Genomic DNA, 25,219 nt, shown 5'->3' with positions numbered 1-25,219 from the left:
CGATTTGAGGAATGTGCAGCGATTGAAAGTGTGCATTGCACGTCCGGCGAAGACGCGCGGTGTGGTAGGCTTCAGGACAGGAACCTGCCCGGATTTGCTTCGATCCGCAACCGGCGGATCAGAAAGAAAAGCCGCAGCAGTGATGCGGCGGCATCGGCTCGCGGCGTGATCGGCAACGATCAGAGATCGGTGCCGATCTCTTCCACATCAAAGGGCGTCGTCTGGTAGATTTCGTTGATCCAGTTGCCGAACAAGAGATGCGCATGGCTGCGCCAGCGGTTCTGCGGCGCAAGCGCCGGATCGTTATGCGGGAAGTAATTGTGTGGCATCTTGATCGGCACGCCGGCATCGACGTCGCGGAAATACTCGTCGGAAAGTGAGGTGGAATCATATTCGACATGGTTGAACATGTAGAGCCGCCGGCCTCTCTTCTCGTGCACGAGGCAGACGCCCATTTCGCTAGACTCCATCAGGATCTCCAGGCTTTCGGATTTCTCGATATCGGCGCGGCGCACTTCGGTCCAGCGCGACACCGGCACTTCGAAATTGTCGGAAAAGCCGTTGAGATAGATCGAGGAAGGTTTCAGGTTCCGGTGGCGGTAGACGCCGAAGGCCTTCTCTTTCAGCTCGTATTTCGGAACGCCGTGAAAATGATAGACCGCCGCCATCGCGCCCCAGCAGACGTTCATCGTCGAATGGACATTCGTTTCCGTCCAGTCGAGAATCTCCTGCATCTCCGGCCAATAGGTGACGTCCTCATAGGGCAAAAGCTCGATCGGCGCCCCGGTGATGATAAAGCCGTCGAACTTGCGGTGCTTTACCTCCTCCCAGGTCTGGTAGAAGGCTAGAAGATGATCCTCGGACGTATTCTTCGCCTTGTGGCCGCCGATGCGAATGAGCGACAGCTCCACCTGCAGCGGCGAGGCGCCGACGAGGCGGGCCATCTGCAGCTCGGTCTTGATCTTGTTCGGCATGAGATTGAGCAGCCCGATCTGCAACGGTCGGATATCCTGACGGATCGCCAACGTCTCGGTCATCACCCGCACACCCTCCTGAACCAGGGTTTCGAAGGCGGGCAGCGTATCGGGGATCTTGATGGGCATTGCGGTCACTCGATCAAAAACAAAAAACCGGCGGCGACAAAAATCGCTACCGGTCCGCACGCGGCCCTTTAGCGACTTTTTTAACGTGGCTGCAAGCCGGCCGGCCAAATCACCACGGAGGCCTTAATTAGACCCAGTCGGATTGCGAATCAACTGGCGAATGCATGCAGGAGAGACTCATGCAAGCATCATCACACTTTAATGACTGATAGAATCTGTTGATAGACCGGTAACGCCACCATGTTATTTATAAGGGTATGGGCGATTTGGAAAAGCGTAATGGCAGATAAAATCGAGGGGAGGCCGGGCATCCGGAGGCAGGATAGGGTAGGGTATGATTTAAGCCTGACATATCGCCTCGGCGTCATGTTCTCAGCATTCTGGAATTCGGAAGTGCGTGGCAAGGTGCTGTTTCTGGCGACCGTGCTGATCCTCGTCATCCTGGCGACATCCTACGGCCAGGTCATCCTGAACGAGTGGAATGCTCCTTTCTACGACTCGCTGGAGCGCCGCGACCTCGGCGAATTCTTCCACCAACTCGAAATCTTCGCGATGATCGCCGGCACGCTGCTGCTGCTCAACGTGCTGCAGGCCTGGCTGAACCAGATGACGGCGCTCTATATGCGCGAAGGCTTATCACGCGATCTCGTCGACCAGTGGCTGAAGCGCAAGCGGGCGCTGCGGCTTGCCTCCAGCGGACTGATCGGCGTCAATCCGGACCAGCGGCTGCACGAGGATTCCCGCAACCTCGCCGAAAGCACGACAGGACTGGTTCTCGGCCTGCTGCAGTCGACCATTCTCCTGGTGAGCTTCATCGGCGTGCTCTGGGAGCTTTCGAGCGGGTTCATCTTCCGCATTAGCGGCCATAGCTTCTCCATTCCGGGTTACATGGTCTGGGCGGCGATTTTCTATGCCGCTTCCGCCTCGGTGCTGAGCCAGGTCGTCGGTCGCAAGCTGGTGAAGCTCAATGCCGACCGTTTCTCGAAAGAAGCCGAGCTTCGCTTCACGCTGATGCACGCCAACGAAAACATGCCGGCAATTACTGTTGCCCGCGGCGAGGAGAACGAGCGTCGGCGCATCAACACCGATATCAGCTCGGTCCTGACAGTCGTCAAGCGGCTTGCCATGGCCAATACCAATCTCACCTGGGTTTCGGCCGGCTATGGCTGGCTGGTGATCGTCATCCCGATCATCGTTGCCGCCCCCGCCTATTTCTCCGGCGGCCTCACCCTCGGCCAGCTGATGATGTCGGTCGGTGCCTTCAACCAGGTCAACACGGCGCTGCGCTGGTATGTCTCCAATTTCGGTCCGATCGCCGAATGGCGCGCCACGCTGATGCGCGTCACCGATTTCCGCCAGGCGCTGGTCGAGATGGAAGAGGACTTCGACCTGAAGGACAGCATCGCCTATGAAAACACCGCGCCAGACACGCTGACATTGAAGGCTGTGGTGATCGTCGCCAAGGTCGGCGAAGACATCGAGGAATGCGGCGGTTTCCGCCTGCGTGAAACCAATGTCGTGATCAAGGCCGGCGAAAAGATCATGATCAACGGCGATCACAGCGTCAATCGCAAGCTGCTCTTCCAGGCTATGGCCGGCCTCTGGCCGTGCGGCAGCGGCACGATAGGCCTGCCGCCGATCGACGACATGCTCTTCGTTCCGCAGGTTGCCTATGTTCCCGGCGGCACGCTGCGCGAGGCGCTGGCCTTCCCCGAACGTCCCGAAACCTACGAGAAAGCCGACGTCGAGGCGGCCCTCGACAAGGTTGGTCTCCATTCGCTGATCGCAAGGCTCGAAACCCGCGCCCGCTGGGACAAGCTGCTCGACAGCGACCAGCAGAAAGCGATCGGATTTGCCCGGCTGCTTCTCGTGCGCCCGCGCTGGGTCATCTTCGATGAAGTGCTGGAAGGCATGGAGCCGGAATTACAGGAAACGATGGCCAAACTGCTCACCTCGATGCCCGAAAGCGGCATGATCTATATCGGCCGCTCCGAGGCCTATCTCGAGGCGCTGAGGCCGCGCGTGCTGCATCTGCAGGCGCTGCCGTCAGTATCCGAGGAGCCGCCTGCCGTCCAGACCGGCGCCAGCGCCAGTGCAGGCGCTGCCGCCGTGCCCGCGCCGGCGCTTTAATGCATGCCGTCCAAAAGTGTGGAGCGGTTTTGGGATGACGGCATGCATAAGACGAGGATTTGAGCCGCTGGTCACATGGGCGGTATGACGCCGTTGAGACCGACGGCTGAGAAAATCTCAGCCTTCCAGCTCTTCCCGCAGCATTTCGAGCTCCAGCCACTCCTCTTCCATGTCAGTCAGGCTGGCGCGCAGTTTTTCCATCTCGCCGGCAAGCCGGTTGAAGGCTGCGGGATCGCGCGTGAAAAGATTGGGATCTGCCATCACCTGTTCGCGCTTGGCGATTTCGGCTTCGGCCTTCGCCATTTCCTTCGGCAGATTTTCCAGTGCGAATTTCTGCTTGAAGGAGAGCTTGGCCTTCGAGTTGCCTGAAGCTGTTGATTGCTGCGTCTTCGGCTTCTCCGCCGCCTTCTCGGCCCTCTTGCGCTCCTCGAGCGCGCCCTTGCGCTGTACAAGCATGTCCGAGTAGCCGCCGGCATATTCGATCCAGCGACCATCAGGCGCATCCGGCACGGCGGGTGCGATCGTCGAGGTTACGGTGCGGTCGAGGAAATCGCGGTCGTGGCTGACGAGAATGACGGTGCCGGGAAAACCGGCGACAATCTCCTGCAGGAGATCGAGCGTTTCGATATCGAGATCGTTGGTCGGCTCGTCGAGGATCAAGAGGTTCGTCGGGCGCGAAAGGATGCGCGCCAGCATCAGCCGGGCGCGTTCGCCGCCGGAGAGGTTTCTGATCGGCGTACGCGCCTGTTCCGGCTGGAACAGAAATTCCTTCATGTAGCCGGTGACATGGCGCTGCTCGCCGTTGACGAGCAGGTTTTCGCCACGCCCATCCGTCAGATAGTTGGCAAGCGTATCCTCGGGGTCGAGATCCTCGCGTTTCTGGTCGAGCGTCGCAATCTCCAGATTGGTGCCGAGCTTGACGATGCCGCTATCGGGTGAAAGCTGCCCGGTCAGCATCTTCAACAGCGTCGTCTTGCCGGCGCCGTTCGGCCCGACCAGACCAATGCAGTCGCCGCGATGCACGCGGATCGAAAACGGCGTGACGATTGCCCGCTCGCCGAAGCTCTTGGTGATCTTGTCGGCCTCGATCACCAGCTTGCCGGATTCCTGCGCGTCAGAAACCGTCGCCTGCACCGTGCCCTGCGGCCCCTTGTGGCCGCGATAGTTCGAGCGCATCGTCTGCAGCTCGCCAAGACGGCGCATGTTACGCTTGCGCCGCGCCGTGACGCCGTAGCGCAGCCAGTGCTCCTCGCGCTCGATCGACTTGCCGAGCTTGTGCTGCTCCAACTCCTCGGCCTCCAGCACCTGATCGCGCCAGGCTTCGAAATGCGCAAAACCTCTGTCGAGCCGGCGCGAGGTGCCGCGGTCGAGCCAGACGGTTGCCGTCGAGACTTTTTCGAGGAAACGCCGGTCGTGCGAGATCAGCACCAAGGCGCTGCGCGTCTTTTGCAGCTCGCCTTCCAGCCATTCGATGGTCGGCAGGTCGAGATGGTTGGTCGGTTCGTCGAGCAGAAGAATGTCCGGCTCCGGTGCCATAACCCGGGCAAGGGCTGCGCGCCGCGATTCGCCACCGGACAGCATTCTGGGGTCTTCATCGCCGCTCAGACCGAGATGCGACAGCAGATAGGTGACGCGATAGGGGTCATCGCCCGGCCCGAGGCCCGCCTCGGCATAGGCCTGCACCGTGTTGAAGCCGGCAAAATCCGGCGCCTGTTCGAGATAACGCACCGTCGAGGACGGATGGCGGAAGACCTCGCCGGACTGCGCCTCGACCAGGCCGGCAGCAATCTTCAGCAGCGTCGATTTTCCCGACCCGTTGCGCCCAACGAGACAGATTTTGTCACCGGGCTCGATCTGCAGGCCAGCACCCGCCAGAAGCGGTGCGCCGCCAAAGCTCAGGAAGATGTCGTCGAGTTTCAGAATGGGAGGGGCCAAAAATCAGACTCCGGAAAGATCATAGGGCCGGGCGAGCACGATTGCCCGGCCGCTGCGGAGCGAAAAGCGAACCTTGCCTTCCGCAACATTGGAAATGGTGCGCGACGAGCCGAAAGGCAGATGGAAATCCGTGAGCGGATAACGCGCATTTTCGAGGGAAAGCCCTCTCAGCTCGCTGAATCCGGGCACGGAAAACAGGCTGCCTTTGGGAAGGTCCAGTTCGATCGTACCGGCCACCAGCGGCACGGCCTCTTCCTTGCCCGAGGTCAGCAGCAGGTCGAAACCCTCTTCTGCCAGGCTGACGGCCGACAGCAGATGCTGAAGCGCGTGGTCGGAACGTTCACCGCCGAGCGCACCGGCGAGGATGAGCCGCCGCGCGCCCCGCGCGATTGCCTCCGCCACGGCGATTTCACCGTCCGTCGCCGCCTTCGCAGCCGGATAAGGCTGTTTCGGCACATCGGGAAATGCGCCCGCGAGATCATCAGGCGTCGAATCGAAATCGCCGACCCAGAGCTCCGGCGTAATACCGAGTGCTGCCGCATGCCGCATGCCGCCATCGGCCGCAATAAAGCGGCTGTTTTCGATGGCATCGCGCAGGCGCTCCGTCAGGCTGAGTTCGCCGCCAAGGAGAATGGTGAAGGTGGATTGGCTCATGGGCACTGCCCTTAGCGCAAACGAGGGGTCGAGGGGAAGGGCCGGCGAACGCCGGCGTCTGCCTCAGCCCGGCGTATCCTTGTCGCGCGACAGGAAAACCGCCTCGTAGCCGCCGATGAAGCGCTCGAAAAGCGCTGCGAAGCGCTCGACATCTTCCTGCGGCCAGTCGGAAACGATCTCGGAAATGATCGCAAGCTTCTGCGCGACGATCTCGGCAAGCAGGTCCTGGCCGACCTCGGTCATGACAACGACGATCCGCCGCGCATCGGCCTGCGAGGCCTCGCGGCGCAGCACGTTGCGCCCGACCATGTCGGCCACCACCCGGCTTGCCCGTGACGGATCGATGCGCAGCATCTCCGCGATCATGCCGACCGTGACCTCGCCGGCAGGCTGCGCCCTGCGCACGGCATCGAGCACGTCGAGATGCGAAAGCTCAAGGCCTGGTGCAGCACTCTGGATCGCCAGCCGGCCGATAAGCCGCCGCCCGGTCATCAGCCGCATGCGCGCCATGCTCCGGCCGATACGCGGCACGTTTTCACGATCCGGCTCGGCCGGCTCCACAGAAGGGGTCTTGGTCAGAACGTCGCTCATCACAGGACCTTAACAGAGCCGATTCAAAATTTGAATATGCCGATGTCATTAATGTGCCATTGACAACTATATGCTGTTAGCACATAAAAGTACATCAACCCGGAACGACGCCTCCCATGGACATGCAACTCGCGCCTGCGCCGCTCGTGACGGATCCTCGTCGCCGGCTTATTCTCTTCTTCTTCCTGATGACCGCCATGTTCATGGCGACGCTTGATAATCAGATCGTCTCCACGGCGCTGCCGACGATCGTCGGCGAATTCGGCCATCTCGAGCGCTTCGGCTGGATCGGCTCGGCCTATCTCCTGTCGCTGAGCGCCGTCATGCCGGTCTACGGCAAGCTCGGCGACCTGTTCGGCCGCAAATACGTGATGATGACGGCGATCATGATCTTCACTGTCGGCTCAGCGGTCTGCGGCCTTGCGGTCTCGATGAATACGCTGATCGCCGCCCGTGTGCTGCAGGGCCTTGGCGGCGGCGGCATCATGGTATCGATCTTCGCCGTCAACGCCGACCTGTTCGAGCCGCGCGAGCGGGCGCGCTACCAAAGCTATTCCAGCCTCGTGCTGATGGCATCGGGCGCGATCGGCCCGGTGCTCGGCGGTACGATGAGCGATCTCTTCGGCTGGCGCTCGATCTTCCTCGTCAACGTGCCGATCGGTTTCATCGTGCTCACCGGCCTTGCCTTCATGCTGCCGTACCGCAAACCGCATCGCCGCCCCAAGATCGATTATGCCGGAGCGCTTCTGCTTGCCATGACGACGACAAGCATCGTGCTTGCCACCGACAGCAGCGAACTGTTCGGTGCATTGATTTCACCTGAGAGCATCGGGATCGTCGTCTTCGGCGTCGTCTGCGCCGTCACCTGGGTGTTCGTCGAGCGCCGCGCGCCCGAACCGATCGTTCCCCTGCAGCTGTTTCGCAATTCGACCTTCAGCCTGCTCCTGGTGATCTCGATCATGGGCGGCGCCATCGCCATCGGCATGGTCAATTATCTCGCCCTCTTTCTGCAGACAACGACCGGCCTTTCGCCGTCTGCCGCCGGCCTGCTCTTCATCCTTCTGACCGGCGGCCTCGTCTGCGGGTCGCTTTCCGCAGGCCGCATCATCTCGAAGACGGGGCGCTACAAGCCCTTCGCCATCGCAAGCCTCACCTGCAGCGCCATCGCCTTTGCGCTGATGTCGCAGATCCACGCCGGAACGCCGATCGCCTTCATCGGCGCGGTCATGATGCTGCACGGCATCGGCATCGGCCTTGCCCAGCAGGTTCCCGTCATCGGCGTACAGAATGCAGCACCCGCCCGCGACGTCGGCGCCGCCACCGGCTCGGTGACGCTGTCGCGCATGGGCGGCGCCTCGATCGCCATTTCCATCTACGGCGCCATCATCGCCTCTCAACTCGGCAAGGTCGGCGTCTCCATTCCCGGCGTCGCCGATATCAAGCAGCTGACGCCGAAAATGATGGCCGCACTTCCCGAAGCGAGCCGCCAGGCCGTCGCCGATACCTATGCCGCCGCTTTCTCGCCGCTCTTCATGACTTCCTGCGCCATTGCGCTGATCGGCCTTGCCGCCGCCATCATGCTGAAACCCGTGCAGCTGCCCCGCGCCGGCGAGACGACGAAGCCGCAACCGGCGACGGCGGAAGCCGCCGAATAGTCGAATCGTTACCTGCGAGAGAATGCTTCATCAGGAGGCGTTCCCTCTCGATGCCTATATCAAGGGTTGCAATTTTCTCGCAGGACTGTCGCTGTTGAGCCGGTTGCTTCAATCGGGCCGTTCTTTTTCCGCGCCGTCGACGAATCTCGGCTTTGTGACGGAACTTTCGCCATAATTTCATCCGAGCGAAAGGAAGCCTTAATGCCTGAGGCTTGCTAAAATGCAACGGCGCCACATTTAAACAGAGTCTCGCTATGCAACCGATGCGTAAATCAGCTACAGCAACGACTTGTATCGGCCGATTGTGCAGCGCGAGATCAGGGGTGCGCACCTGTTGAGTTCCCCTTGCCACGGTCGGTCCGAATCTGCGGCAAACCGGCAAAACAGCGACATGATGCGGAGAATCAGACTGGACAGCTTGACGACGTGGAAATCGCCTGCGCTTTCCAGTGATGCCATCTCCGCGCCGCGGCGCTTCGCGCGTCGCATGATGCTGCTTTCGGCCCTCGCAATGGCGCTGAATGGCTGTCAATCGCTGATCGACCAGTCCTATCAGCCCAGTGTTTCGCCTTCGTCCAATCCGCAGATCGTCGACGAGGTGCAGAAGAACGATCCGCGCGCGGCGATGGGTGCTCGTGAGCATCCGCGCATCGTGGCCAGTTACGGTGGCGAATACAAGGACGCCAAAACCGAGCGCCTCGTCGCCCGCATCGCCGGCGCGCTGACGGCGGTGTCGGAAAATCCGAGCCAGTCCTACCGCATCACCATTCTGAATTCGCCGGCGATCAACGCCTTCGCGCTGCCGGGCGGTTATCTCTACGTCACCCGCGGCCTGCTCGCCCTTGCCAAAGACGCCTCGGAAGTCGCTGCCGTACTGTCGCACGAAATGGGCCATGTGACGGCAAACCACGGCATCGAGCGGCAGAAGCGCGAAGAGGCCGAGGTCATCGCCAGCCGCGTCGTCGCCGAGGTCCTCTCCAGCGACATCGCCGGCAAGCAGGCGCTTGCCCGCGGCAAGCTGCGGCTCGCCGCCTTCTCCCGCCAGCAGGAGCTGCAGGCCGATGTCATCGGCGTGCGTATGCTCGGCGAAGCCGGCTACGACCCCTATGCCGCCGCCCGGTTCCTCGATTCGATGGCCGCTTACAGTCGCTTCATGTCGGTTGATCCCGAAGCCGACCAGAGCCTCGACTTCCTGTCGAGCCATCCGAATTCGGCCCAGCGCATCGAACTTGCCCGCACCCACGCCCGCGCCTTCGGCCAGGAAGGCTCGGTCGGCGACAAGGGTCGCAATTATTATCTCGACGGCATAGACGGACTGCTCTACGGCGACAGCCCGGAAGAAGGCTATGTGCGCGGCCAGACCTTCCTGCATGGCGGTCTCGGCATCCGTTTCGACGTGCCGCCCGACTTCCACATCGACAACAAGGTCGAAGCGGTGATGGCCACCGGCCCGAACGACATTGCCGTCCGCTTCGACGGCGTCGCCGACAACCAGAACCAGAGCCTCACCAACTATATCTCCAGCGGCTGGGTGACCGGCCTCGACCCGTCGACCATCCAGCCGATCACCGTCAACGGCATGGAAGCAGCCATCGCGCGCGCCAGCGCCGACCGCTGGGATTTCGATGTGACCGTGATCCGTAACAATTCGCAGATCTTCCGTTTCCTGACCGCCGTGCCGAAAGGCAGCGGCGCCCTTGAGCCAACGGCGAATGTGCTGCGGGCGAGTTTCCGCCGCATGACGCCGGCTGAGGCCGCCTCGCTGAAGCCGCTGCGCATCCGCGTCGTCACCGTCCGGCCGGGCGAGAACATCTCGACACTCGCCGCCCGCATGATGGGCACAGACCGCAAGCTCGATCTCTTCAAGCTCATCAACGCCCTGCCCACGGGTGCAGCCGTTGCAACAGGCGATCGCGTCAAGATCATCGCCGAATAAAAAAGGCCCGGCTTGCGCCGGGCCAGTCTGTGCTGCTGGAGGAGATAAGGTTCAGGCGTAGGCCGCCATATGCGGATCGGCGCTGACGAGCGCGCTGCGAAGCTTCTCCATTGCCCGGCTTTCGATCTGACGCACGCGCTCCTTGGAAATGCCGAGATCGGCACCGAGCTCTTCGAGCGTGGCACCGTCTTCCGCCAGACGCCGGGCGCTGATGATCTTCATCTCGCGTTCGTTGAGATGTTTCAGCGCCGAGGCGAGCCAGACGCGGCGGCGCTCGCCGTCGATCATGTTGGACACCTGCTCGTCCGGCAGGGGATCGTCGCTGACGAGGAAGTCCATCTTTTCCGCGCTCTCGGCATCGCCGGAAACTGAAGGCGCCTGCAGCGAAGCGTCGTTGCCGGAAAGCCTGGCATCCATCGTCTGCACATCCGAGAGGCTGACGCCGAGGGCCGCTGCGATTTCCTGGTGAATGGATTGCAGCGTCAGCTGCGTGTCACCCTTGGCGAGCTTGGCGCGCAGACGGCGCAGATTGAAGAACAGCGCTTTTTGCGCCGAACTGGTGCCGCCGCGCACGATCGACCAGTTGCGCAGGATATAATCCTGGATCGACGCCCTGATCCACCAGCTTGCATAGGTCGAAAAGCGCACGTCGCGTTCCGGCTCGAAGCGGGCGGCGGCCTCGAGCAGACCGACATAACCCTCCTGCACCAGATCGCTCATCGGCAGACCGAAATTGCGGAACTTGCCGGCCATGGATATCACGAGGCGCATATGAGCCATGGCGATCTGGTTGCGCGCACCGCGGTCGTCATGATCCTTCCAACGGGTGGCGAGATCGTGCTCTTCCTGGCGGGCGAGATAAGGCGCGGCCATCGCGATTTTGATCATGCGCCGATCTGCAGACATGTTCTTCATTTCAATCTCCCGAAACAGGCCTCTCGCCCCGAAATGAACAATAAAACTCACCTTCCGGAACATCGCTGTCCGGATTAATAGGGTTCTGAATGCATAAAAGCCTCGCCCCTGGACTTTTCAGGGGGAGGCCCTATCTCTCATCATGTGCCGGTAAGACGGCTGGGCAGGATCTGTTTCTTCACCTTGCCGGATGGGCAATACAGAAAAGGCATGATCCGCTCCTCATCGAACATTGAATAGCAGTTCGCCCGTGAGGCCATTGCCCGACGAGCAGTCCGCAATTACGTGTGATAAACGCGGCAATCGGGAAAAAGTTCCAATAAAAAAACCCGGCTCGAAGGCCGGGTTTTTTGACAGAAAAACAGGGTCGCTTTATGCGGCTTCGTCCTGTGAATCGTCTTCTTCGATGGCCTTGCCGCGCTTCGGACCCTTATTGAGATTGGTCTCGACAAGGCGGACGGCTTCGGTTTCCGACATCTTGTTGACCGCGGCGATTTCGCGCGCCATGCGGTCGAGCGCAGCCTCATAAAGCTGACGCTCGGAATAGGACTGTTCAGGCTGGTTCTCGGCACGATAGAGATCGCGCACGACTTCAGCGATGGAAATCAAGTCGCCGGAATTGATCTTGGCATCATATTCCTGGGCGCGGCGGGACCACATGGTGCGCTTGACGCGCGCCTTGCCCTGCACAACCTTCAAAGCACGCTCGACGAAATCCGTTTCCGAAAGCTTGCGCATACCAATGCTCATGGCCTTCGCGACCGGAACCTTCAGACGCATTTTGTCCTTTTCGAAATCGATAACGAAAAGTTCGAGCTTCATGCCGGCAACTTCTTGCTCTTCGATAGCGGTGATGGTACCGACGCCATGAGCGGGGTAGACGATCGATTCACCGGTCTTGAAGCCGTGACGTGCTGTAGAAGGCTTTTTCTGCTGAGTCGTCATTCTATTCAAAAACTCCCTGTTACGCTTCCGGCGGCGGCCGGAGCCGGGTCAGTCAGGCCCGGGTGAGACGGTAGTATCCGTCGGGTGACTTCACTCTGGTCCCATCGGGCAAAAGCAAAGACTTCTTGCGCACGATCTTGGGACCCGGCGCTCAAAGCGTTGATATGTCACGGAAACCGTGTACGGATTTGTTTTGCTTTCGTGATGGTTTTGGGCATGCATTATGCCACAAATGGAACAGTAGACGAAACCTATCACAAAAATATGAGGAAATCAATAATTTGCTTCGCTTGAGTCATGCGGGCAACACATGTCACCCATATCACTCACGCAGCTTTTAAAACGTTTTGCCCCGCGGTCGCCCAAATCCGGGGACCGGATGTGGGTGCTGTCTCAATCGCCGGAACCGGGCTTCTCCGAAAAATACTTCTCGAATTTTCCAGTCTCGCCATCCATGTCCTTGGCCTCGGGCAACGGGTCCTTCTTGACCGTGATATTCGGCCAGATCGTGGCATATTCGGTATTGATCTTCAGCCATTTGTCGAGGCCCGGTTCAGTATCGGGCTTGATCGCCTCGGCGGGACATTCAGGTTCGCAGACGCCGCAATCGATGCATTCGTCCGGATGGATGACGAGGAAATTCTCGCCCTCGTAGAAGCAGTCGACAGGGCAGACTTCCACGCAATCGGTGTATTTGCACTTGATGCAATTGTCGGTCACGACATAGGTCATGAAGAACTCCAGGATTTCCATGCGGATGGGGCCGGGCAACCTGGAACGTCGCGCCTATCCCCGTGCCGGAGGAAAAGCGTGAGCAGGCTTGGGAGGCAAGCACGCTTCCGGCAGGTTGTCAGTGACCTATCGGCTTTATCGCCGGATTTCAAGGATAAACGATCTGCAAAAGCCGTCGCCACAGACAGAGTTTTCTAATCCTCGTCCGACATCAGCCTGTCGATTGCACGTCTTTCCTTTTTGGTCGGACGGCCGGTGCCGGTCGCCCGGATCGCCTGCTCGTAGGGCGTGAGACGTTTTGCCTCATCAGGCGGCGGGGATTGGTCGTCGTAGAGCAGGCGCGCCTCCTCGTAAGGTCCCCGCCGTTCGCCGGCAAGGCGCATGACGAGAACGACATCGCGCCGTTCCAGCGTCAGCTCGATACGGTCGCCCGGCTTGACCATCTGGCTTGGATGGCGGCAACGCTCGCCGTTGATGCGCACATGGCCCGATTGGATATGGCTCTGCGCCAGCGAGCGCGACTTCACCATGCGCGCGAAGAACAGCCACTTGTCGATGCGCTGGTGCGAACCGCTTGTCGGCTGTGTCTCCCCGCTCATGATTACTTCTTCATCTGCTCCTTGAGAGCTGCGAGCTTGGCGAAAGGCGAATCCGGATCAATCGGCTTCTCTTTGCGCGGCGGCTTGGCCTCGAAGCGCAACGGCTGCGAGCCGCCACGATTGCTGTTGCGGTCGTTGCGATCGTTACGATCGTTACGCTCGCCGCGATCCTTGCGATCGCCACGATCCTGCCGGTCGCCACGCGGCTGGTCGCCCCGTGGTTGGTTGTTGCGGTCGCCTCTTGCCTGCTGCGGTCGGCCACCATCGCGACCGCCGCCTTCCTTGCCGCGGTTCTGGCGATTGTTGTCGCGGCCGTCGCCGCCGCGATTGCCCTCGCCGCCTTCACCGCCGCCCGGCCGGCGATTGCGGTCGCCGCGCTCCTGGTTTTGACCGCGCTCCTGGCCCTGGCCGCCACGGCGTTCGCCATGCCCGCCGCGCCCCTGGCGCTGATTGTCGTTGCGACCGCCAAGACGCCACAGAAGAACCGGCTTCGGTTCCGTCGGCTCGCCGGCTTCCCCAGGAGCAGGTCCTGCTTCCTCGGAAGCCGATACCGCTTCCGGAGGAGCGGAGGTTTCTTCGGCGGCTGAGGCTTCCGCCGGAGCGGCTGCCTCGATCGCTTCGGCCGGAGCGGTGCTTTCGACGGCTTCCGTCACCGGCGCGTCGGCGACCGCCGAAGCCGCCTCGGTTGTGGCTGGCTCGGCAGCAGTCTCTTCCGCGGCGCCATCGGCATCGTCGTGATCGGCCTTCTCGGCCGTCTCTTCCGCAGGCGTTTGCGCGCTGGCGGCAGGCATGGAGGCCGCATCCTGCGCCGCAAGATGGACTGATGCCTCTTCCGCCTTCACGGCATCGGCGCGATAGCCGAGACCCTTGAGGATTTCTTCCATGTCCTCGAGCGTCGCACCGAGGATCGACAGCATCGCCGTCGTCGTCGTGAAGCGGCGGCCATCATAGGCGCCCTCCGGACGGTTGTTCTGACCGGGCTTCCATTGCAGCAGCGGACGGATGATATCGGCAAGCCGTTCCAGGATGTCGATGCGCACGGCGCGCTTGCCGAGGAAACGGAAGCCGGCGAGCTTGTAGAACATCCGCTCATAGCTCGGATCGGTGACGACGGAGGTGCGACCGGCGGCAAGCACCGGAATCAGATCGCCGTAGCCCGGCTTGTCGAGACCGTCGTTCTTCAGCGCCCAGAGCAGCGTGATGAGTTCAGCCGGCGCCGGCTTCAGAAGTGCCGGAACGAAGATATGATAGGCGCCGAAACGCACGCCGTAGCGGCGCATGGAGGCGCGGGCCTCCTGATCCAGCGACTTCACCTCCTCGGTCACATCGCGGCGGAAGAGCACCCCGAGATTCTCGACGAGCTGGAAGGCAAGCCCCTTGGCGAGACCCTGCAGGTCCTCGGCGCGCGACAGATCATCGAGCGGCTTCAGCACCGTGCTGATATGATGATTGACGAAGCGCTCGATGCGGGCGGCAACGTGATCGCGGGCATTGCCCGTCAGTTGCTCGTCGGCCAGCAGAATCACGCGCGGACGCATGATGTGATCGCTGCCCGAAAGCCGCGCCACCGGGTCGCCCAGCCAACGGATCAACCCATCCGAACCGATCACCAGATCGCTGTTGCCGGCGGCATGCATCCGGGCCGCGCGGGCTTCGAACTCGAGCCCGAGCGCCTTCTGCGACGCAGCCTGAACCGCCTTGGCATCCGGTCCGTCCGTTCCCGCCACCGGCGTGAAACGGAATCCGCTCAACTGCCCTACATGATGTCCTTCAACGAAGACATCGCCATTCACACTGATTTCAGCTTCCAGCATCGCATTCTCTCTCAGGCGCTTCATGAGCACAGATGTCCTGCGATCAACAAAGCGTTTCGTCAACCTTTCATGTAACGCGTCGGACAATCGATCTTCGATTTCCCGCGTCTTTTCCTGCCAGTGTGTCGGATCGGCAAGCCAACCGGGCCGATTCGAAACGTAGGTCCAGGTTCTTATCTGCGCGATTCGCGCCGAAAGCGTGTCAATTTCGCCATCTGTTCGATCGGAGCGATGAACCTGCTCCGCAAGAAACTGCTCGTTCACCGTGCCATAGCGGACGAGATCGGAAAAGAGGGTCGAGATAAGATCGGCATGTTGTGCTGGGGTGATACGCCGATAGTCGGGAAGCGCGCAAGCCTCCCAGAGTTTTTCGACGCGCGCCGGCCTGTCGGCGAGATCGATGACCTCGGGATAACGCGATAGCTGTTCCAGCGCCTGCTGGTCGACCGCAGGCAGCGCCCGCGTCAGCCCCGGCACGCGCGGACCCGCCTCGAGGCTGGCGCGCAGCGACGCGATAGAGGAGAAGTCCATCTCCGTCGTCCGCCACTGCAAAACCTTGACGTTGTCGAATTCATGCCCCTCGATGCGCTGCACCAGCTCGTCGTCGAAGGGCGCGACTTGCCCGGTGACGCCGAAGGTCCCGTCCCGCACGTGCCGCCCGGCGCGCCCGGCGACCTGGCCGAGTTCACCCGGATTGAGATTGCGGAACTGGTAACCGTCGAATTTCCGGTCCTGGGCAAAGGCGACGTGATCGACATCGAGGTTGAGGCCCATGCCAATCGCATCGGTCGCCACCAGATATTCGACGTCGCCCGCCTGATAGAGCGCAACCTGCGCATTACGGGTGCGCGGGCTGAGCGCACCGAGCACCACCGCCGCGCCACCGCGCTGCCGGCGGATGAGCTCGGCGATGGCATAGACCTCGTCGGCGGAGAAGGCGACGATGGCCGAGCGCTGCGGCAGCCGGGTGATCTTCTTCTGCCCGGCATAGAAAAGATGCGAAAGCCGCGGCCGCTCGACGATAGTGATGCCGGGCAGGAGCTGCTGCAGGATCGGCCGCATCGTCGCCGCGCCGAGCAGCAGAGTTTCCTCGCGGCCGCGCAGATGCAGGATGCGGTCGGTGAAGATATGGCCGCGCTCGAGATCGCCGGCGAGCTGCACCTCGTCGATCGCGACGAAGGCGGCCTTGGTCTCGCGCGGCATCGCCTCGACCGTGCAGACGGAAAAACGGGCATTGGGCGGCGAAATCTTTTCCTCGCCGGTCACCAGCGCCACATTCTGCGCGCCAACCTTCTCGACCACCCGCGTATAGACCTCGCGCGCCAGCAGCCGGAGCGGCAGGCCGATCACGCCCGTCCCGTGCGCGACCATGCGCTCGATGGCATAATGGGTCTTGCCGGTATTGGTCGGCCCGAGCACCGCGGTCACACCGCGCCCACTCAGAATCATCGGCTGCGAAGTCAGAGTCATGGGTCCATGCAAATGAGGCGGGGTGGCCCCAGGAAAATCTTGGCTCCCGATGGAAGCTGGACAACACATGGACAGCTGCCGCCGCAAACGCAAGGGCAGATTTCAAAATGCCTCGGGGATTACGACCTTTGCGAGTCGTCCGAAACGCGCGAATTTCCGATTCGGAACAGCGTGAGAACGAATCAGCGACGAATCGACGACTCCCGCTGATTCAGCTTTTGTTCACGGCTAAGTATTGATTTTGAATCACTTTTTCCCACTACATGCTGAATCGCAAGACTCCCTCCTGTTCCTATCTTCGTCGTCGTGAGTGACGATCTTCGCCCGATCCTCGAACGGGCGAAAATCCGACTGAATTAACCTCTCGACCAAAGCCGGAACGAATCGGAGACGAATCGCTGACGCCGCCATTTTCGCCTTTCGTTCACGGCCAGATATGGTAGCGCTATCAGGTCCAGGCCCTAGATGCGCATTGGCAGCAGATCGCCTCGCTCCGCCTCGTCGTATCAGTATTAATCTTTCAAGCGCCGGATTCAGATAGCGTTAAGTCAGGGCGGCCAATCTCGGCTCGCCGATCAAAAACGGAACGAATCGCTGACGAATCGGCGACATCGCGATTTTCCCGCTTTGTTCACCGCAACATATTGTATTTAAATGTCTTTTTAACCATAGCGGCATTTTTACGAGAAGACGGAAATTAAACCGTGAATCAGGCTTCGTCACATTTCCAGAGCTCAACCGGGAACAAAAATCGCCAATGCGTGTTTCTCGTCCATCCAAATTGCGGATGAAATGAAGGAAACACACCATGCTTGGCACGATACTTCTTATTATCCTCATTCTGCTCTTGATCGGAGCCTTGCCGAATTGGGGTTATAGCCGTGGCTGGGGCTATGGACCTTCCGGCGGTTTGGGGCTAGTTCTCGTGATTATCATTATCCTTGTACTAATGGGCCGCATCTAAAGCCCAACTAACCTGGGGAGTTACGACATGATGAAGAAGATTGTTCTTATTGGTGCCCTCGTCGGCGCCTTGGCGTCCTGCACAGCGACCGAGCAAGGTACGGCGATCGGTGCCGGCACCGGTGCGGTCATCGGCGGTGCCGTCACCAACAGCTGGGGTGGCGCCGCCGTCGGCGCCGTTGCCGGCGGTCTGACCGGCGCTCTCATCGGCCAGTCGGTCGAACGACGCGGCTACTGCGTCTATCGTGACCGCTACGGCCGCCGCTACGAGGCCCGTTGCCGCTACTGATCGGCAAGCATATCGGACTCCCGACGGGCGCCTTGGCGCCCGTTTTTTTTGGCCTGCCGCATCCGTCAATGTGACGTTGACAAACGGTTGCGAAAGTCAAACCTACCACCGCCCAACGGGCAGATACATATTTCCTTCACGAGTGCAACGGACAGGCAGAGCCGCCCGGCGCAGCTGAAAGGAACGCCTCCAATGACCCAGATTTTGCTTAATTCTCTCGTCGCGGTTCTGATTACATCGGCTTTCCTGACGACCGCGACATCAGCCCTCAGCGGCGAAAATCGCTCGCTGCGCAAAGTGCCGGCCAAAGTTCGGACACAGAGACATCCGAACACAGACCGCCGCTCTTGATCTTCCCGAAAACGCACCACTACACCGGCCACAAACCGGCATCACGAGAGACGTTCAAAAACAGCGATAGCGCGTCCTGCCGGACGCGCTATCGCTTTGAATCTAATCTCTACTGTCGACTCGAAGACAGAAATGCCTAGGCGAAGAACTGTCCGCCATTGGCCGTCAGCGTCGAACCGGTGATGAAGCCGGCATCGTCGGAGACGAGGAAGGTGACGCAACGCGCGATCTCTTCCGGTTCGCCGAGACGGCCGACGGGGATCTGCGGAATGATGCGTTCGTTCAGCACCTTCTCCGGCACGGCAAGCACCATTTCCGTTCCGATGTAACCGGGGCAAATAGCGTTGACGGTGATATTCTTGTTCGCCCCTTCCTGGGCCAGCGCCTTGGTGAAGCCGAGATCGCCCGCCTTGGCCGCCGAATAGTTCACCTGGCCCATCTGGCCCTTCTGCCCGTTGATCGACGAGATATTGACGATACGGCCGAAGCTGCGGTCACGCATGCCGGTCCAGACCTGATGCGTCATGTTGAACAGGCCGGTGAGGTTGGTATTGATCACCTCGTGCCATTGCTGCTGCGTCATCTTGTGGAACATCGCGTCGCGGGTGATGCCGGCATTGTTGACGAGGATTTCGACCGGGCCGATCTCGCTTTCGACCCTGGCAATTCCTTCGCCGCAGGCGAGGTAATCCGAAACATCCCATTTGAACACCGGAACGCCGGTAACGTCGTGGAAGGCTTTGGCCTTCTCGTCGTTGCCGGCATAGCTGGCGGCGACCCTGTATCCGGCATTTTTCAGTGCCATGGATATTGCCGCGCCGATGCCGCGTGTACCCCCGGTGACCAAAGCCACTCTGCTCATGTTCCGCTCCCTTTTGTTTTTTTGCCCCGCCGCTTGGCGGGATCTTCAAATATGGATCGCATGCTATTTAAAGCGCTTCAAAGCACATGGCCACACCCATGCCACCGCCGATGCAAAGCGTGGCAAGACCCTTCTTCGCGCCGCGGCGCTTCATTTCGAACAGCAGCGTGTTGAGAATGCGCGCACCCGAGGCGCCGATCGGATGGCCGATCGCGATCGCTCCGCCATTGACGTTGACGATCGACGGATCCCATCCGAGATCTTTGGTGACGGCGCAGGCTTGCGCCGCGAAAGCCTCGTTGGCTTCGACGAGATCGAGATCGTTGACCGACCAGCCGGCCTTCTCGAGCGCCTTGCGCGAAGCCGGGATCGGTCCGGTGCCCATGATCTGCGGATCGACACCCGCCGTTGCCCAGGAAACGATGCGGGCGAGCGGCTGGATGCCGCGCCGGACTGCCTCAGCTTCGCTCATCAGCACGGCTGCCGCGGCACCGTCGTTGAGGCCGGACGCGTTCGCGGCCGTGACCGTGCCGTCCTTGTCGAAGGCCGGGCGCAGCTTCCCCATCGCCTCTATCGTCGCGCCGTGACGGATATATTCGTCGGTATCGACCGTAACGTCGCCCTTACGTGTCTTGATGACGTAGGGGATGATCTCGTCGGTAAAGCGGCCGGCCTTCTGCGCCGCCTCCGCCTTGTTCTGAGAGCTGACCGCGAACTGATCCTGGTCGTCGCGCGAAAGCTGCCACTGGCGCGCAATATTCTCGGCGGTGATGCCCATGTGGTAGCCATGGAAGGCGTCGGTCAAGCCGTCCTTGATCATCGTGTCGATCATCTTCATGTCGCCCATCTTGACGCCGCCGCGTAAGTGCGCGGCATGCGGGGCCATCGACATGGATTCCTGGCCGCCGGCAACGATGATCTTGGCATCGCCGGTGGCGATCTGCTGCATGCCGAGCGCAACGGCGCGCAGGCCCGAGCCGCAGAGCTGGTTGACACCCCAAGCCGTCGCTTCCTGCGGAATGCCGGCCTTCATCGCCGCCTGCCGAGCCGGGTTCTGGCCCTCGCCGGCGGCAAGCACCTGGCCGAGGATCACCTCATCCACCTCGCCGGCATCGACGCCGGCGCGCTCGAGCGCGCCCTTGATGACGGCCGCCCCGAGCTCATGCGCGAGAACCGTCGCGAAAGCGCCGTTGAAGGCGCCGACTGCTGTTCGCCCTGCGCTGGCGATGACGATGGATGGATTGCTCATGGGGACGCTCCTCGTTTTCGTCTCACTTACATAAGTGGAAACTGGCAAAGCTTGGAGCACAAGTCAAACGCGAAGACCGGCCGCCGTCATTTTTAGGCAAAGCCCGTGAAAGCCCGATTCATCTGCTCTGTTAAAGGTTTGCCGCATCGCACAAAGAGATTGTCACCGGGCTTCTTTTGCGTTTACAGTCTCAAATGGAGGAATATCCATAAATCAGACGGGGGTTCAGGAGACTGATATGGCGAAGCATGAGGGTCAGATCGTTATCAAGAAGTACGCCAATCGCCGCCTATACAACACGGGCACCAGCACCTATGTGACGCTGGAAGACCTGGCGGAGATGGTGAAGAAGGGCGAGGAATTTACCGTACAGGATGCAAAAAGCGGAGATGACATCACCCATTCGGTGCTGACCCAGATCATCTTCGAACAGGAATCGAAGACCGGCAACACGTTGCTCCCGATCTCCTTCCTGCGCCAGCTCATCACCTATTACGGCGACCAGATGCAGATGGTCGTGCCGAGCTTTCTCGAACATTCGATGCGCTCCTTCACCGAACAACAGGCCCAGATGCGCGAGCAGGTGAACCGCGCCTTCGGTGAAACGCCGCTCGGCAAGAATCTGCAGTTGCCGATGCAGATGGTCGAGGACCATGTTCGCCGCAACACCGAGCTGTTTCAGCAGGCGATGCAGATGTTTTCGCCCTTCATGACGCCGCCCGCCAAGGAAAGCCGCAAGGCCGAGGCCAAGGATATCGACGAGCTGAAGGAACAGCTCCGCGCCCTTCAGAACAAGCTCGACAACCTATAATCCGATCGAGACATCCCGCCCGGCGCTCCGGATCGACACGGCAAAACCGCCGATGACATCGATCAGAGCGATCGTCATCAAAATGAAGAAGACCTGCGTCGCTGCATCCCGGACGAGCAGAAACTCGACCAGGAAAGCGATGAACACCAGCATCGACAGCATGTGGTTGACGAGATTGCCGGGACCGGTTCTGGTCGCTTTGAGGATTTCGAAGAACAGCACGACAAGTGCGATGACGATGAAAAGATCGCCGAGCGCCATGCTCCAGATCGCGCCCGAGATCATCGACAGCACGATGATATCATGTTGCAGTGCCGGAATGCCGCCATCGCCCATCAGGCCCAGCATCGCAAGATTGTAAAGAATAAACGGGATAATCATTAGGGGCATGGCGGCTATCATCGGCAATCTCCCAGCGCATCATGGAAGAATACTGCCGCAAACCCTTGCCCCACCGCAAGTCATTGCAAATATTATATTGTCGAAATGCAAAAGGCCGGCATGACGCCGGCCTTGAAACATCGATCGGACAAGCCGGATCGGGAAATTATGCGCTTTCCTTCGGCGTCAGAACCTGGCGGCCGCGATACATACCGGTCTTCAGGTCGATATGATGCGGGCGGCGCAGTTCGCCGGAGTTCTTGTCTTCGACATAGGTCGGAGCCTTCAGGGCGTCTGCCGAACGGCGCATACCGCGCTTGGACGGGCTTGTTTTTCTCTTCGGTACAGCCATTTCTCTTACTCCACTTGCGGGCAAAACATTCCCACGGCCACACCGGCGGCCGAAACGGACATGTCGCGATTTCGGAATTTGGCGCGCTTATACATGCAAGGGGTGACCTTGACCAGTCCCCATGCGTATTTTTTGCAAAGCCGATGATTCCAGGCTCAGACTTCGTCTTCCGGCACGATCCAAGGCTCGGCGCGGGCCGCCTCTTCCCATTTCCGCCAGGCCGGATGCGCCTTCATGGTCACCATATAGGCCAGCGTATCGCTTCGGCTGACGAGATCATAAATGTCGAACCGGTTGACGACAGGCGCAAACATCGCATCCGCCCCGCTGAACGTGCCAAACAGAAACGGTCCGCCGGATTGCTGCAGGAGGTCGCGCCAGATCGTCTCGATGCGGCTGATATCGGCGTCGATGCCATCCGGCAATGCGATCCTGCCCTTCGGCCGGCGGATATTCATCGGGCAGGCACTGCGCAGCGCCCGGAAGCTCGACAGCATTTCCATCGAAACCGAACGGGCGAGCGCCCGCTCAGTGCGATCCCTCGGCAGAAGGCCGGCGTCCGGATAAAGCTCGGCGACATATTCGATGATCGCCAGCGACTCCCAGATCGTCAACGCGCCGTGCTTGAGAAGCGGCACCCGTCCGGTCGGCGAAACCGCCTTGATATCGGGATTGCCACCAGAATAGTCGAAGGGGATCAGGACTTCCTCGAAATCGATTCCGGCGGCCGTCAGCGCCATCCACGGCCGGAACGACCAGGAGGAGTAGTTCTTGTTGGCGATGTAAAGCGTCGGTCTATCCATAGGCCTCTCCCGTTCAGGCTTGAAAATCGAAAATCAGCAATTCGTGGAAATGGTTCATATCCTCGAACACGCAGAATGCCGGCGGGGTCAGCTCGAGAATAGGGGCTTTGCGGCGGATATCGTCGGCCACGTCATCGAGCATCGCCTGCCAGCGCGGCAAGGCTTCGTCCTCCAACCGTTCGATCGCATAGGCGAAGGTCATGTGGAACTTATAGTCGTCATGGTTCGGCTGGCGATAGCCCAGAAGCTCGGCCAGCGCATTGCGCCAGGCGCGCATGACCTTGCGGTCCTTCTCGGTCGCCCCGTCGACCAGCAGGCCCGACGGGCGAGCGTCGACGACGGCGACCTTGAAGGGATCGAACACCGAGAAACCTTCGAGCCGGGCCGCCATCAGCTCGGTCATGTCGTCGATCGGCGCATCGAGAGGGAGGTCGCCCGGCCAGCAATCCTGCCGGCGCCGGGTCTCGATGACACCTTCGAAAAGCGTCATGTGAAGGCTTGATATCGGTGTGAAGAGGAACTGCAGGGCCTCGGGCATCGCCAGATATTTCTCACGCGCCTCGATCAGCACCGCCTGCGTCTGCGAGCCCTTCTCGATATGGCAAACGATGGTGTTGCCGGCTTCCAGCAGAAAGCCGCCGACCTTGCGATATCGGCTGCCGAGATGGGCGGGCGAGGTTGGATTGTGCCTCTTCGAATAAGAGAAGCTCGGGCGAAAACGTCGTGATGGTCATGGGCGACTCGGGGGCTCTGATTGGACTGCATCGCCCATATGGCAGAACCAAGACTGTCAGATGACGCTTGCCGCTCTAACTCTATAATTTAGAACAGGATTCAGATTTTGGGCGGACCCGGCTAAAATCATCCTGTTCTAACGACAAGTTCTGATCTCAATCATAGATGCACTTGATGTAATCGCCCGAACCTTGTGCGCGTCTCTCGATCACGCCGGCGAGCCGGCGAAGACCTCGTCCGGGCTTGCCGGCATTGCGGTCTATGGGGTTCGGCAGCGAGACGGCAAGCAGCGATGCCTGGCGCCGCGTCAGCTTCGAGGCCGGCACCTTGAAATGGTGCCGGGCCGCCGCCTCGATGCCGTAGATGCCGGGACCCCATTCGGCGATATTCAGATAGATTTCCATCAGCCGCCGTTTCGACAGGACGAAATCCGTGGTCACCGCGAGCGGAAGTTCCAGCGCCTTGCGCACGAAGGAGCGGCCGTTCCAGAGGAAGAGATTTTTCGCCGTCTGCATCGGGATCGTGCTGCCGCCGCGCGTCGCCTGACCTTTCAGCGTATCCTCGACCAGCATGCGCATTTCCGCCCAGTCGACGCCGCCATGAAAGCAATATTGCCCGTCCTCCGACATCATCACCGACTGCACCACAACAGGGGCGATGTTATCAAGCGACACCCATTGCCTGTCGTAACCACGCAGCAGCACGAGATCGCGCAGCATCAGTGTCGAGACGGGATGAATGAACGGCAGCAGATAGAAAAAGATCAGCGCATAGGGAAGGATCAGCACGATCAGCACGGCAAGAACAATGCGTTTCAACACACGCCTGTCTTCGAACCATCGCCGACGAGCCGGCATGTCGACGCTGTCCTCTCTCTCCGGCGCTATATCCAATGTCCCCAGTCCGATTTCGCTCCTGTGGTTCTCATAACGCCTGTGCGGAGCTTATGCCAGAGTGCGCGGCGAATCTTGCTGCCGCCATCGACAATTCCGTTGCAAGCCCGGGGGCGCTCATGCCAAACAGCGCCCATGGACGCGAACCCGGACACTTTCGAGACGAGGCTGAAGAACAACGCCCGCGACATCGAGGCGCTGCTCGACGCATTGCTTTCACCGAGTGCCCTTTCCGATGAAATCGCCAGGCCCGAGAGGCTGCGCGATGCCATGCATTATGCCGTGCTCAACGGCGGCAAGCGGCTGCGCCCGTTTCTGGTCGTCGAAAGTGCCGCCCTTCTCGGCGGCGACGCCGAGGCGGCCCTTCGCGTCGGCGCAGCACTTGAATGCGTCCACTGCTATTCCCTCGTGCATGACGACCTGCCGGCCATGGACGATGACGACCTGCGCCGCGGCAAACCGACGGTCCACATCAAGTTCGACGAAGCGACGGCGATCCTTGCCGGCGACAGCCTGCTGACCTATGCCTTCGACATCATCGCCGCGCCGGAAACGGCCCTTGCCGATACGAGCAAGGCGTCGCTGGTGCTGGCCCTTGCCCGCGCAGCCGGTCTCGGCGGCATGGCTGGCGGCCAGGCGCTTGATCTCGCGGCGGAAAAGCAGACGCCCGACGAGGCCGGCATCATCCGCCTGCAAGCGATGAAAACGGGCGCGCTGATCCGCTTCGCCTGCGAAGCCGGCGCCGTCATCTCGGCAAGCCCGCTGGAAGATCGCCGCCGCCTGCGCGCTTTCGGCGAAAAGATCGGCCTTGCTTTCCAGCTTGCCGACGACATTCTCGACCTGACTTCGGATGCGGCGACCATGGGCAAGGCGACCGGCAAGGATGCGGCCCGCGGCAAGGGAACACTTGTCGCCCTGCATGGCATGGAATGGGCTGAAACCCAGCTACACCAGCATGTCCGCGACGCCGAGGCGCTGCTTGCCCCCTACGGTGCCCGTGCCTCGACTCTCATCGCTGCAGCGCATTTCATCGCCGACCGGAACAGCTGAA

General features: G+C 60.7%; 22 protein-coding genes, 1 pseudogene and 1 riboswitch. Of the genes and pseudogenes, 7 read left to right on the top strand and 16 right to left on the bottom strand.

The window, feature by feature from the left end; all coding sequences use genetic code 11:
* Positions 1-179: 179 nt before the first annotated feature.
* Positions 180-1,103, bottom strand: coding sequence for a homoserine O-acetyltransferase MetA (gene metA / locus V8P77_RS32200; protein WP_222001066.1), 924 nt, complete (start codon positions 1,101-1,103; stop codon positions 180-182).
* A 48-nt stretch (positions 1,104-1,151) separates the two neighbouring features.
* A riboswitch (SAM riboswitch) is annotated at positions 1,152-1,229 on the bottom strand.
* Positions 1,230-1,343: 114 nt separating this feature from the next.
* On the opposite strand from metA, the gene V8P77_RS32195 reads away from it, so the two are divergent.
* Complete coding sequence (locus tag V8P77_RS32195) at positions 1,344-3,233, top strand: ABC transporter ATP-binding protein/permease (protein ID WP_335916323.1); 1,890 nt, start codon at positions 1,344-1,346, stop codon at positions 3,231-3,233.
* Positions 3,234-3,350: 117 nt separating this feature from the next.
* Here the strand turns inward: V8P77_RS32195 and V8P77_RS32190 are convergent, their stop codons facing one another.
* The 3 genes from V8P77_RS32190 to V8P77_RS32180 all read right to left on the bottom strand — a co-directional run bounded on the left by V8P77_RS32190 (position 3,351) and on the right by V8P77_RS32180 (position 6,413).
* The gene (locus V8P77_RS32190; protein ID WP_164026318.1) at positions 3,351-5,168 is read right to left on the bottom strand and encodes an ABC-F family ATP-binding cassette domain-containing protein; all 1,818 of its coding nucleotides are present in this window, start codon (positions 5,166-5,168) and stop codon (positions 3,351-3,353) included.
* 3 nt (positions 5,169-5,171) lie between these two features.
* Complete coding sequence (locus V8P77_RS32185; protein ID WP_012759428.1) at positions 5,172-5,822, bottom strand: thiamine diphosphokinase; 651 nt, start codon at positions 5,820-5,822, stop codon at positions 5,172-5,174.
* A 63-nt stretch (positions 5,823-5,885) separates the two neighbouring features.
* A complete protein-coding gene (locus V8P77_RS32180) occupies positions 5,886-6,413 on the bottom strand; it encodes a MarR family winged helix-turn-helix transcriptional regulator (protein WP_027668531.1) in 528 nt (175 codons plus the stop codon).
* A 116-nt stretch (positions 6,414-6,529) separates the two neighbouring features.
* Between V8P77_RS32180 and V8P77_RS32175 the strand changes: the two genes are divergently transcribed.
* Entirely contained in the window at positions 6,530-8,068 is a 1,539-nt protein-coding gene (locus tag V8P77_RS32175) for an MDR family MFS transporter (RefSeq protein ID WP_222379515.1), read from the top strand.
* A gap of 391 nt (positions 8,069-8,459) precedes the next feature.
* Positions 8,460-10,004, top strand: coding sequence for a M48 family metalloprotease (locus tag V8P77_RS32170; RefSeq protein ID WP_335916317.1), 1,545 nt, complete (start codon positions 8,460-8,462; stop codon positions 10,002-10,004).
* Between the two features lie 51 nt (positions 10,005-10,055).
* Here V8P77_RS32170 and V8P77_RS32165 read toward each other — a convergent pair whose 3' ends face one another.
* The 5 genes from V8P77_RS32165 to V8P77_RS32145 all read right to left on the bottom strand — a co-directional run bounded on the left by V8P77_RS32165 (position 10,056) and on the right by V8P77_RS32145 (position 16,479).
* Positions 10,056-10,919, bottom strand: a complete 864-nt coding sequence (locus V8P77_RS32165) for an RNA polymerase factor sigma-32 (protein WP_012759432.1) — start codon at positions 10,917-10,919, stop codon at positions 10,056-10,058.
* 372 nt (positions 10,920-11,291) lie between these two features.
* Positions 11,292-11,864, bottom strand: coding sequence for a CarD family transcriptional regulator (locus V8P77_RS32160; protein ID WP_003543775.1), 573 nt, complete (start codon positions 11,862-11,864; stop codon positions 11,292-11,294).
* 393 nt (positions 11,865-12,257) lie between these two features.
* On the bottom strand, positions 12,258-12,596 hold the full coding sequence (gene fdxA / locus V8P77_RS32155) for a ferredoxin FdxA (RefSeq protein ID WP_003543777.1): 339 nt from the start codon (positions 12,594-12,596) through the stop codon (positions 12,258-12,260).
* A gap of 194 nt (positions 12,597-12,790) precedes the next feature.
* A complete protein-coding gene (locus V8P77_RS32150) occupies positions 12,791-13,195 on the bottom strand; it encodes an RNA-binding S4 domain-containing protein (protein WP_335916315.1) in 405 nt (134 codons plus the stop codon).
* Between the two features lie 2 nt (positions 13,196-13,197).
* The gene (locus V8P77_RS32145) at positions 13,198-16,479 is read right to left on the bottom strand and encodes a helicase-related protein (RefSeq protein WP_335916314.1); all 3,282 of its coding nucleotides are present in this window, start codon (positions 16,477-16,479) and stop codon (positions 13,198-13,200) included.
* 808 nt (positions 16,480-17,287) lie between these two features.
* On the opposite strand from V8P77_RS32145, the gene V8P77_RS32140 reads away from it, so the two are divergent.
* Together V8P77_RS32140 and V8P77_RS32135 are read left to right on the top strand one after the other, a co-directional pair.
* Positions 17,288-17,443, top strand: coding sequence for a DUF3309 family protein (locus V8P77_RS32140; RefSeq protein WP_017962528.1), 156 nt, complete (start codon positions 17,288-17,290; stop codon positions 17,441-17,443).
* Between the two features lie 27 nt (positions 17,444-17,470).
* A complete protein-coding gene (locus tag V8P77_RS32135) occupies positions 17,471-17,731 on the top strand; it encodes a YMGG-like glycine zipper-containing protein (protein WP_003543792.1) in 261 nt (86 codons plus the stop codon).
* A 487-nt stretch (positions 17,732-18,218) separates the two neighbouring features.
* Here the strand turns inward: V8P77_RS32135 and V8P77_RS32130 are convergent, their stop codons facing one another.
* Entirely contained in the window at positions 18,219-18,944 is a 726-nt protein-coding gene (locus V8P77_RS32130) for a beta-ketoacyl-ACP reductase (protein ID WP_017962530.1), read from the bottom strand.
* A 67-nt stretch (positions 18,945-19,011) separates the two neighbouring features.
* Positions 19,012-20,193: an acetyl-CoA C-acetyltransferase gene (locus tag V8P77_RS32125; protein WP_335916312.1), complete on the bottom strand. Its 1,182-nt coding sequence runs from the start codon at positions 20,191-20,193 to the stop codon at positions 19,012-19,014.
* A 238-nt stretch (positions 20,194-20,431) separates the two neighbouring features.
* Between V8P77_RS32125 and phaR the strand changes: the two genes are divergently transcribed.
* Complete coding sequence (gene phaR / locus V8P77_RS32120) at positions 20,432-21,004, top strand: polyhydroxyalkanoate synthesis repressor PhaR (protein WP_017962532.1); 573 nt, start codon at positions 20,432-20,434, stop codon at positions 21,002-21,004.
* On the opposite strand, the gene V8P77_RS32115 is transcribed toward phaR, so the two are convergent.
* From V8P77_RS32115 to mtgA, 5 genes and pseudogenes are all read right to left on the bottom strand, one after another.
* The gene (locus tag V8P77_RS32115) at positions 20,999-21,406 is read right to left on the bottom strand and encodes a hypothetical protein (protein ID WP_003543801.1); all 408 of its coding nucleotides are present in this window, start codon (positions 21,404-21,406) and stop codon (positions 20,999-21,001) included. The genes phaR and V8P77_RS32115 overlap by 6 nt on opposite strands.
* A gap of 145 nt (positions 21,407-21,551) precedes the next feature.
* On the bottom strand, positions 21,552-21,737 hold the full coding sequence (rpmF, locus tag V8P77_RS32110; RefSeq protein ID WP_003543812.1) for a 50S ribosomal protein L32: 186 nt from the start codon (positions 21,735-21,737) through the stop codon (positions 21,552-21,554).
* 155 nt (positions 21,738-21,892) lie between these two features.
* The gene (locus V8P77_RS32105) at positions 21,893-22,540 is read right to left on the bottom strand and encodes a glutathione S-transferase family protein (protein WP_335916256.1); all 648 of its coding nucleotides are present in this window, start codon (positions 22,538-22,540) and stop codon (positions 21,893-21,895) included.
* A gap of 13 nt (positions 22,541-22,553) precedes the next feature.
* Positions 22,554-23,274, bottom strand: a pseudogene (locus tag V8P77_RS32100) (DUF1868 domain-containing protein).
* 156 nt (positions 23,275-23,430) lie between these two features.
* Positions 23,431-24,168 carry a monofunctional biosynthetic peptidoglycan transglycosylase gene (gene mtgA, locus V8P77_RS32095; RefSeq protein WP_017989804.1) on the bottom strand — a complete coding sequence of 246 codons (738 nt, stop codon included), beginning with the start codon at positions 24,166-24,168 and terminating at the stop codon, positions 23,431-23,433.
* 135 nt (positions 24,169-24,303) lie between these two features.
* Between mtgA and V8P77_RS32090 the strand changes: the two genes are divergently transcribed.
* The gene (locus V8P77_RS32090; RefSeq protein ID WP_335916255.1) at positions 24,304-25,218 is read left to right on the top strand and encodes a polyprenyl synthetase family protein; all 915 of its coding nucleotides are present in this window, start codon (positions 24,304-24,306) and stop codon (positions 25,216-25,218) included.
* Position 25,219 lies beyond the last annotated feature (1 nt).

This window comes from Rhizobium aouanii (assembly GCF_037002925.1).
Classification (GTDB): domain Bacteria; phylum Pseudomonadota; class Alphaproteobacteria; order Rhizobiales; family Rhizobiaceae; genus Rhizobium; species Rhizobium aouanii.
This window is presented reverse-complemented; position numbering and strand designations above follow the sequence as displayed.

Coding starts and splice junctions, on each gene's coding strand:
- V8P77_RS32195 (WP_335916323.1), top strand. CDS start 1,344: ATGTTATTTATAAGGGTATGGGCGATTTGGAAAAGCGTAATGGCAGAT.
- V8P77_RS32160 (WP_003543775.1), bottom strand. CDS start 11,864: ATGACGACTCAGCAGAAAAAGCCTTCTACAGCACGTCACGGCTTCAAG.
- phaR (WP_017962532.1), top strand. CDS start 20,432: ATGGCGAAGCATGAGGGTCAGATCGTTATCAAGAAGTACGCCAATCGC.
- V8P77_RS32090 (WP_335916255.1), top strand. CDS start 24,304: ATGGACGCGAACCCGGACACTTTCGAGACGAGGCTGAAGAACAACGCC.
- V8P77_RS32165 (WP_012759432.1), bottom strand. CDS start 10,919: ATGAAGAACATGTCTGCAGATCGGCGCATGATCAAAATCGCGATGGCC.
- V8P77_RS32105 (WP_335916256.1), bottom strand. CDS start 22,540: ATGGATAGACCGACGCTTTACATCGCCAACAAGAACTACTCCTCCTGG.
- V8P77_RS32130 (WP_017962530.1), bottom strand. CDS start 18,944: ATGAGCAGAGTGGCTTTGGTCACCGGGGGTACACGCGGCATCGGCGCG.
- rpmF (WP_003543812.1), bottom strand. CDS start 21,737: ATGGCTGTACCGAAGAGAAAAACAAGCCCGTCCAAGCGCGGTATGCGC.
- V8P77_RS32140 (WP_017962528.1), top strand. CDS start 17,288: ATGCTTGGCACGATACTTCTTATTATCCTCATTCTGCTCTTGATCGGA.
- V8P77_RS32145 (WP_335916314.1), bottom strand. CDS start 16,479: ATGACTCTGACTTCGCAGCCGATGATTCTGAGTGGGCGCGGTGTGACC.
- metA (WP_222001066.1), bottom strand. CDS start 1,103: ATGCCCATCAAGATCCCCGATACGCTGCCCGCCTTCGAAACCCTGGTT.
- V8P77_RS32125 (WP_335916312.1), bottom strand. CDS start 20,193: ATGAGCAATCCATCCATCGTCATCGCCAGCGCAGGGCGAACAGCAGTC.
- fdxA (WP_003543777.1), bottom strand. CDS start 12,596: ATGACCTATGTCGTGACCGACAATTGCATCAAGTGCAAATACACCGAT.
- V8P77_RS32115 (WP_003543801.1), bottom strand. CDS start 21,406: ATGATAGCCGCCATGCCCCTAATGATTATCCCGTTTATTCTTTACAAT.
- V8P77_RS32170 (WP_335916317.1), top strand. CDS start 8,460: ATGATGCGGAGAATCAGACTGGACAGCTTGACGACGTGGAAATCGCCT.
- V8P77_RS32185 (WP_012759428.1), bottom strand. CDS start 5,822: ATGAGCCAATCCACCTTCACCATTCTCCTTGGCGGCGAACTCAGCCTG.
- V8P77_RS32175 (WP_222379515.1), top strand. CDS start 6,530: ATGGACATGCAACTCGCGCCTGCGCCGCTCGTGACGGATCCTCGTCGC.
- V8P77_RS32180 (WP_027668531.1), bottom strand. CDS start 6,413: ATGAGCGACGTTCTGACCAAGACCCCTTCTGTGGAGCCGGCCGAGCCG.
- V8P77_RS32150 (WP_335916315.1), bottom strand. CDS start 13,195: ATGAGCGGGGAGACACAGCCGACAAGCGGTTCGCACCAGCGCATCGAC.
- V8P77_RS32135 (WP_003543792.1), top strand. CDS start 17,471: ATGATGAAGAAGATTGTTCTTATTGGTGCCCTCGTCGGCGCCTTGGCG.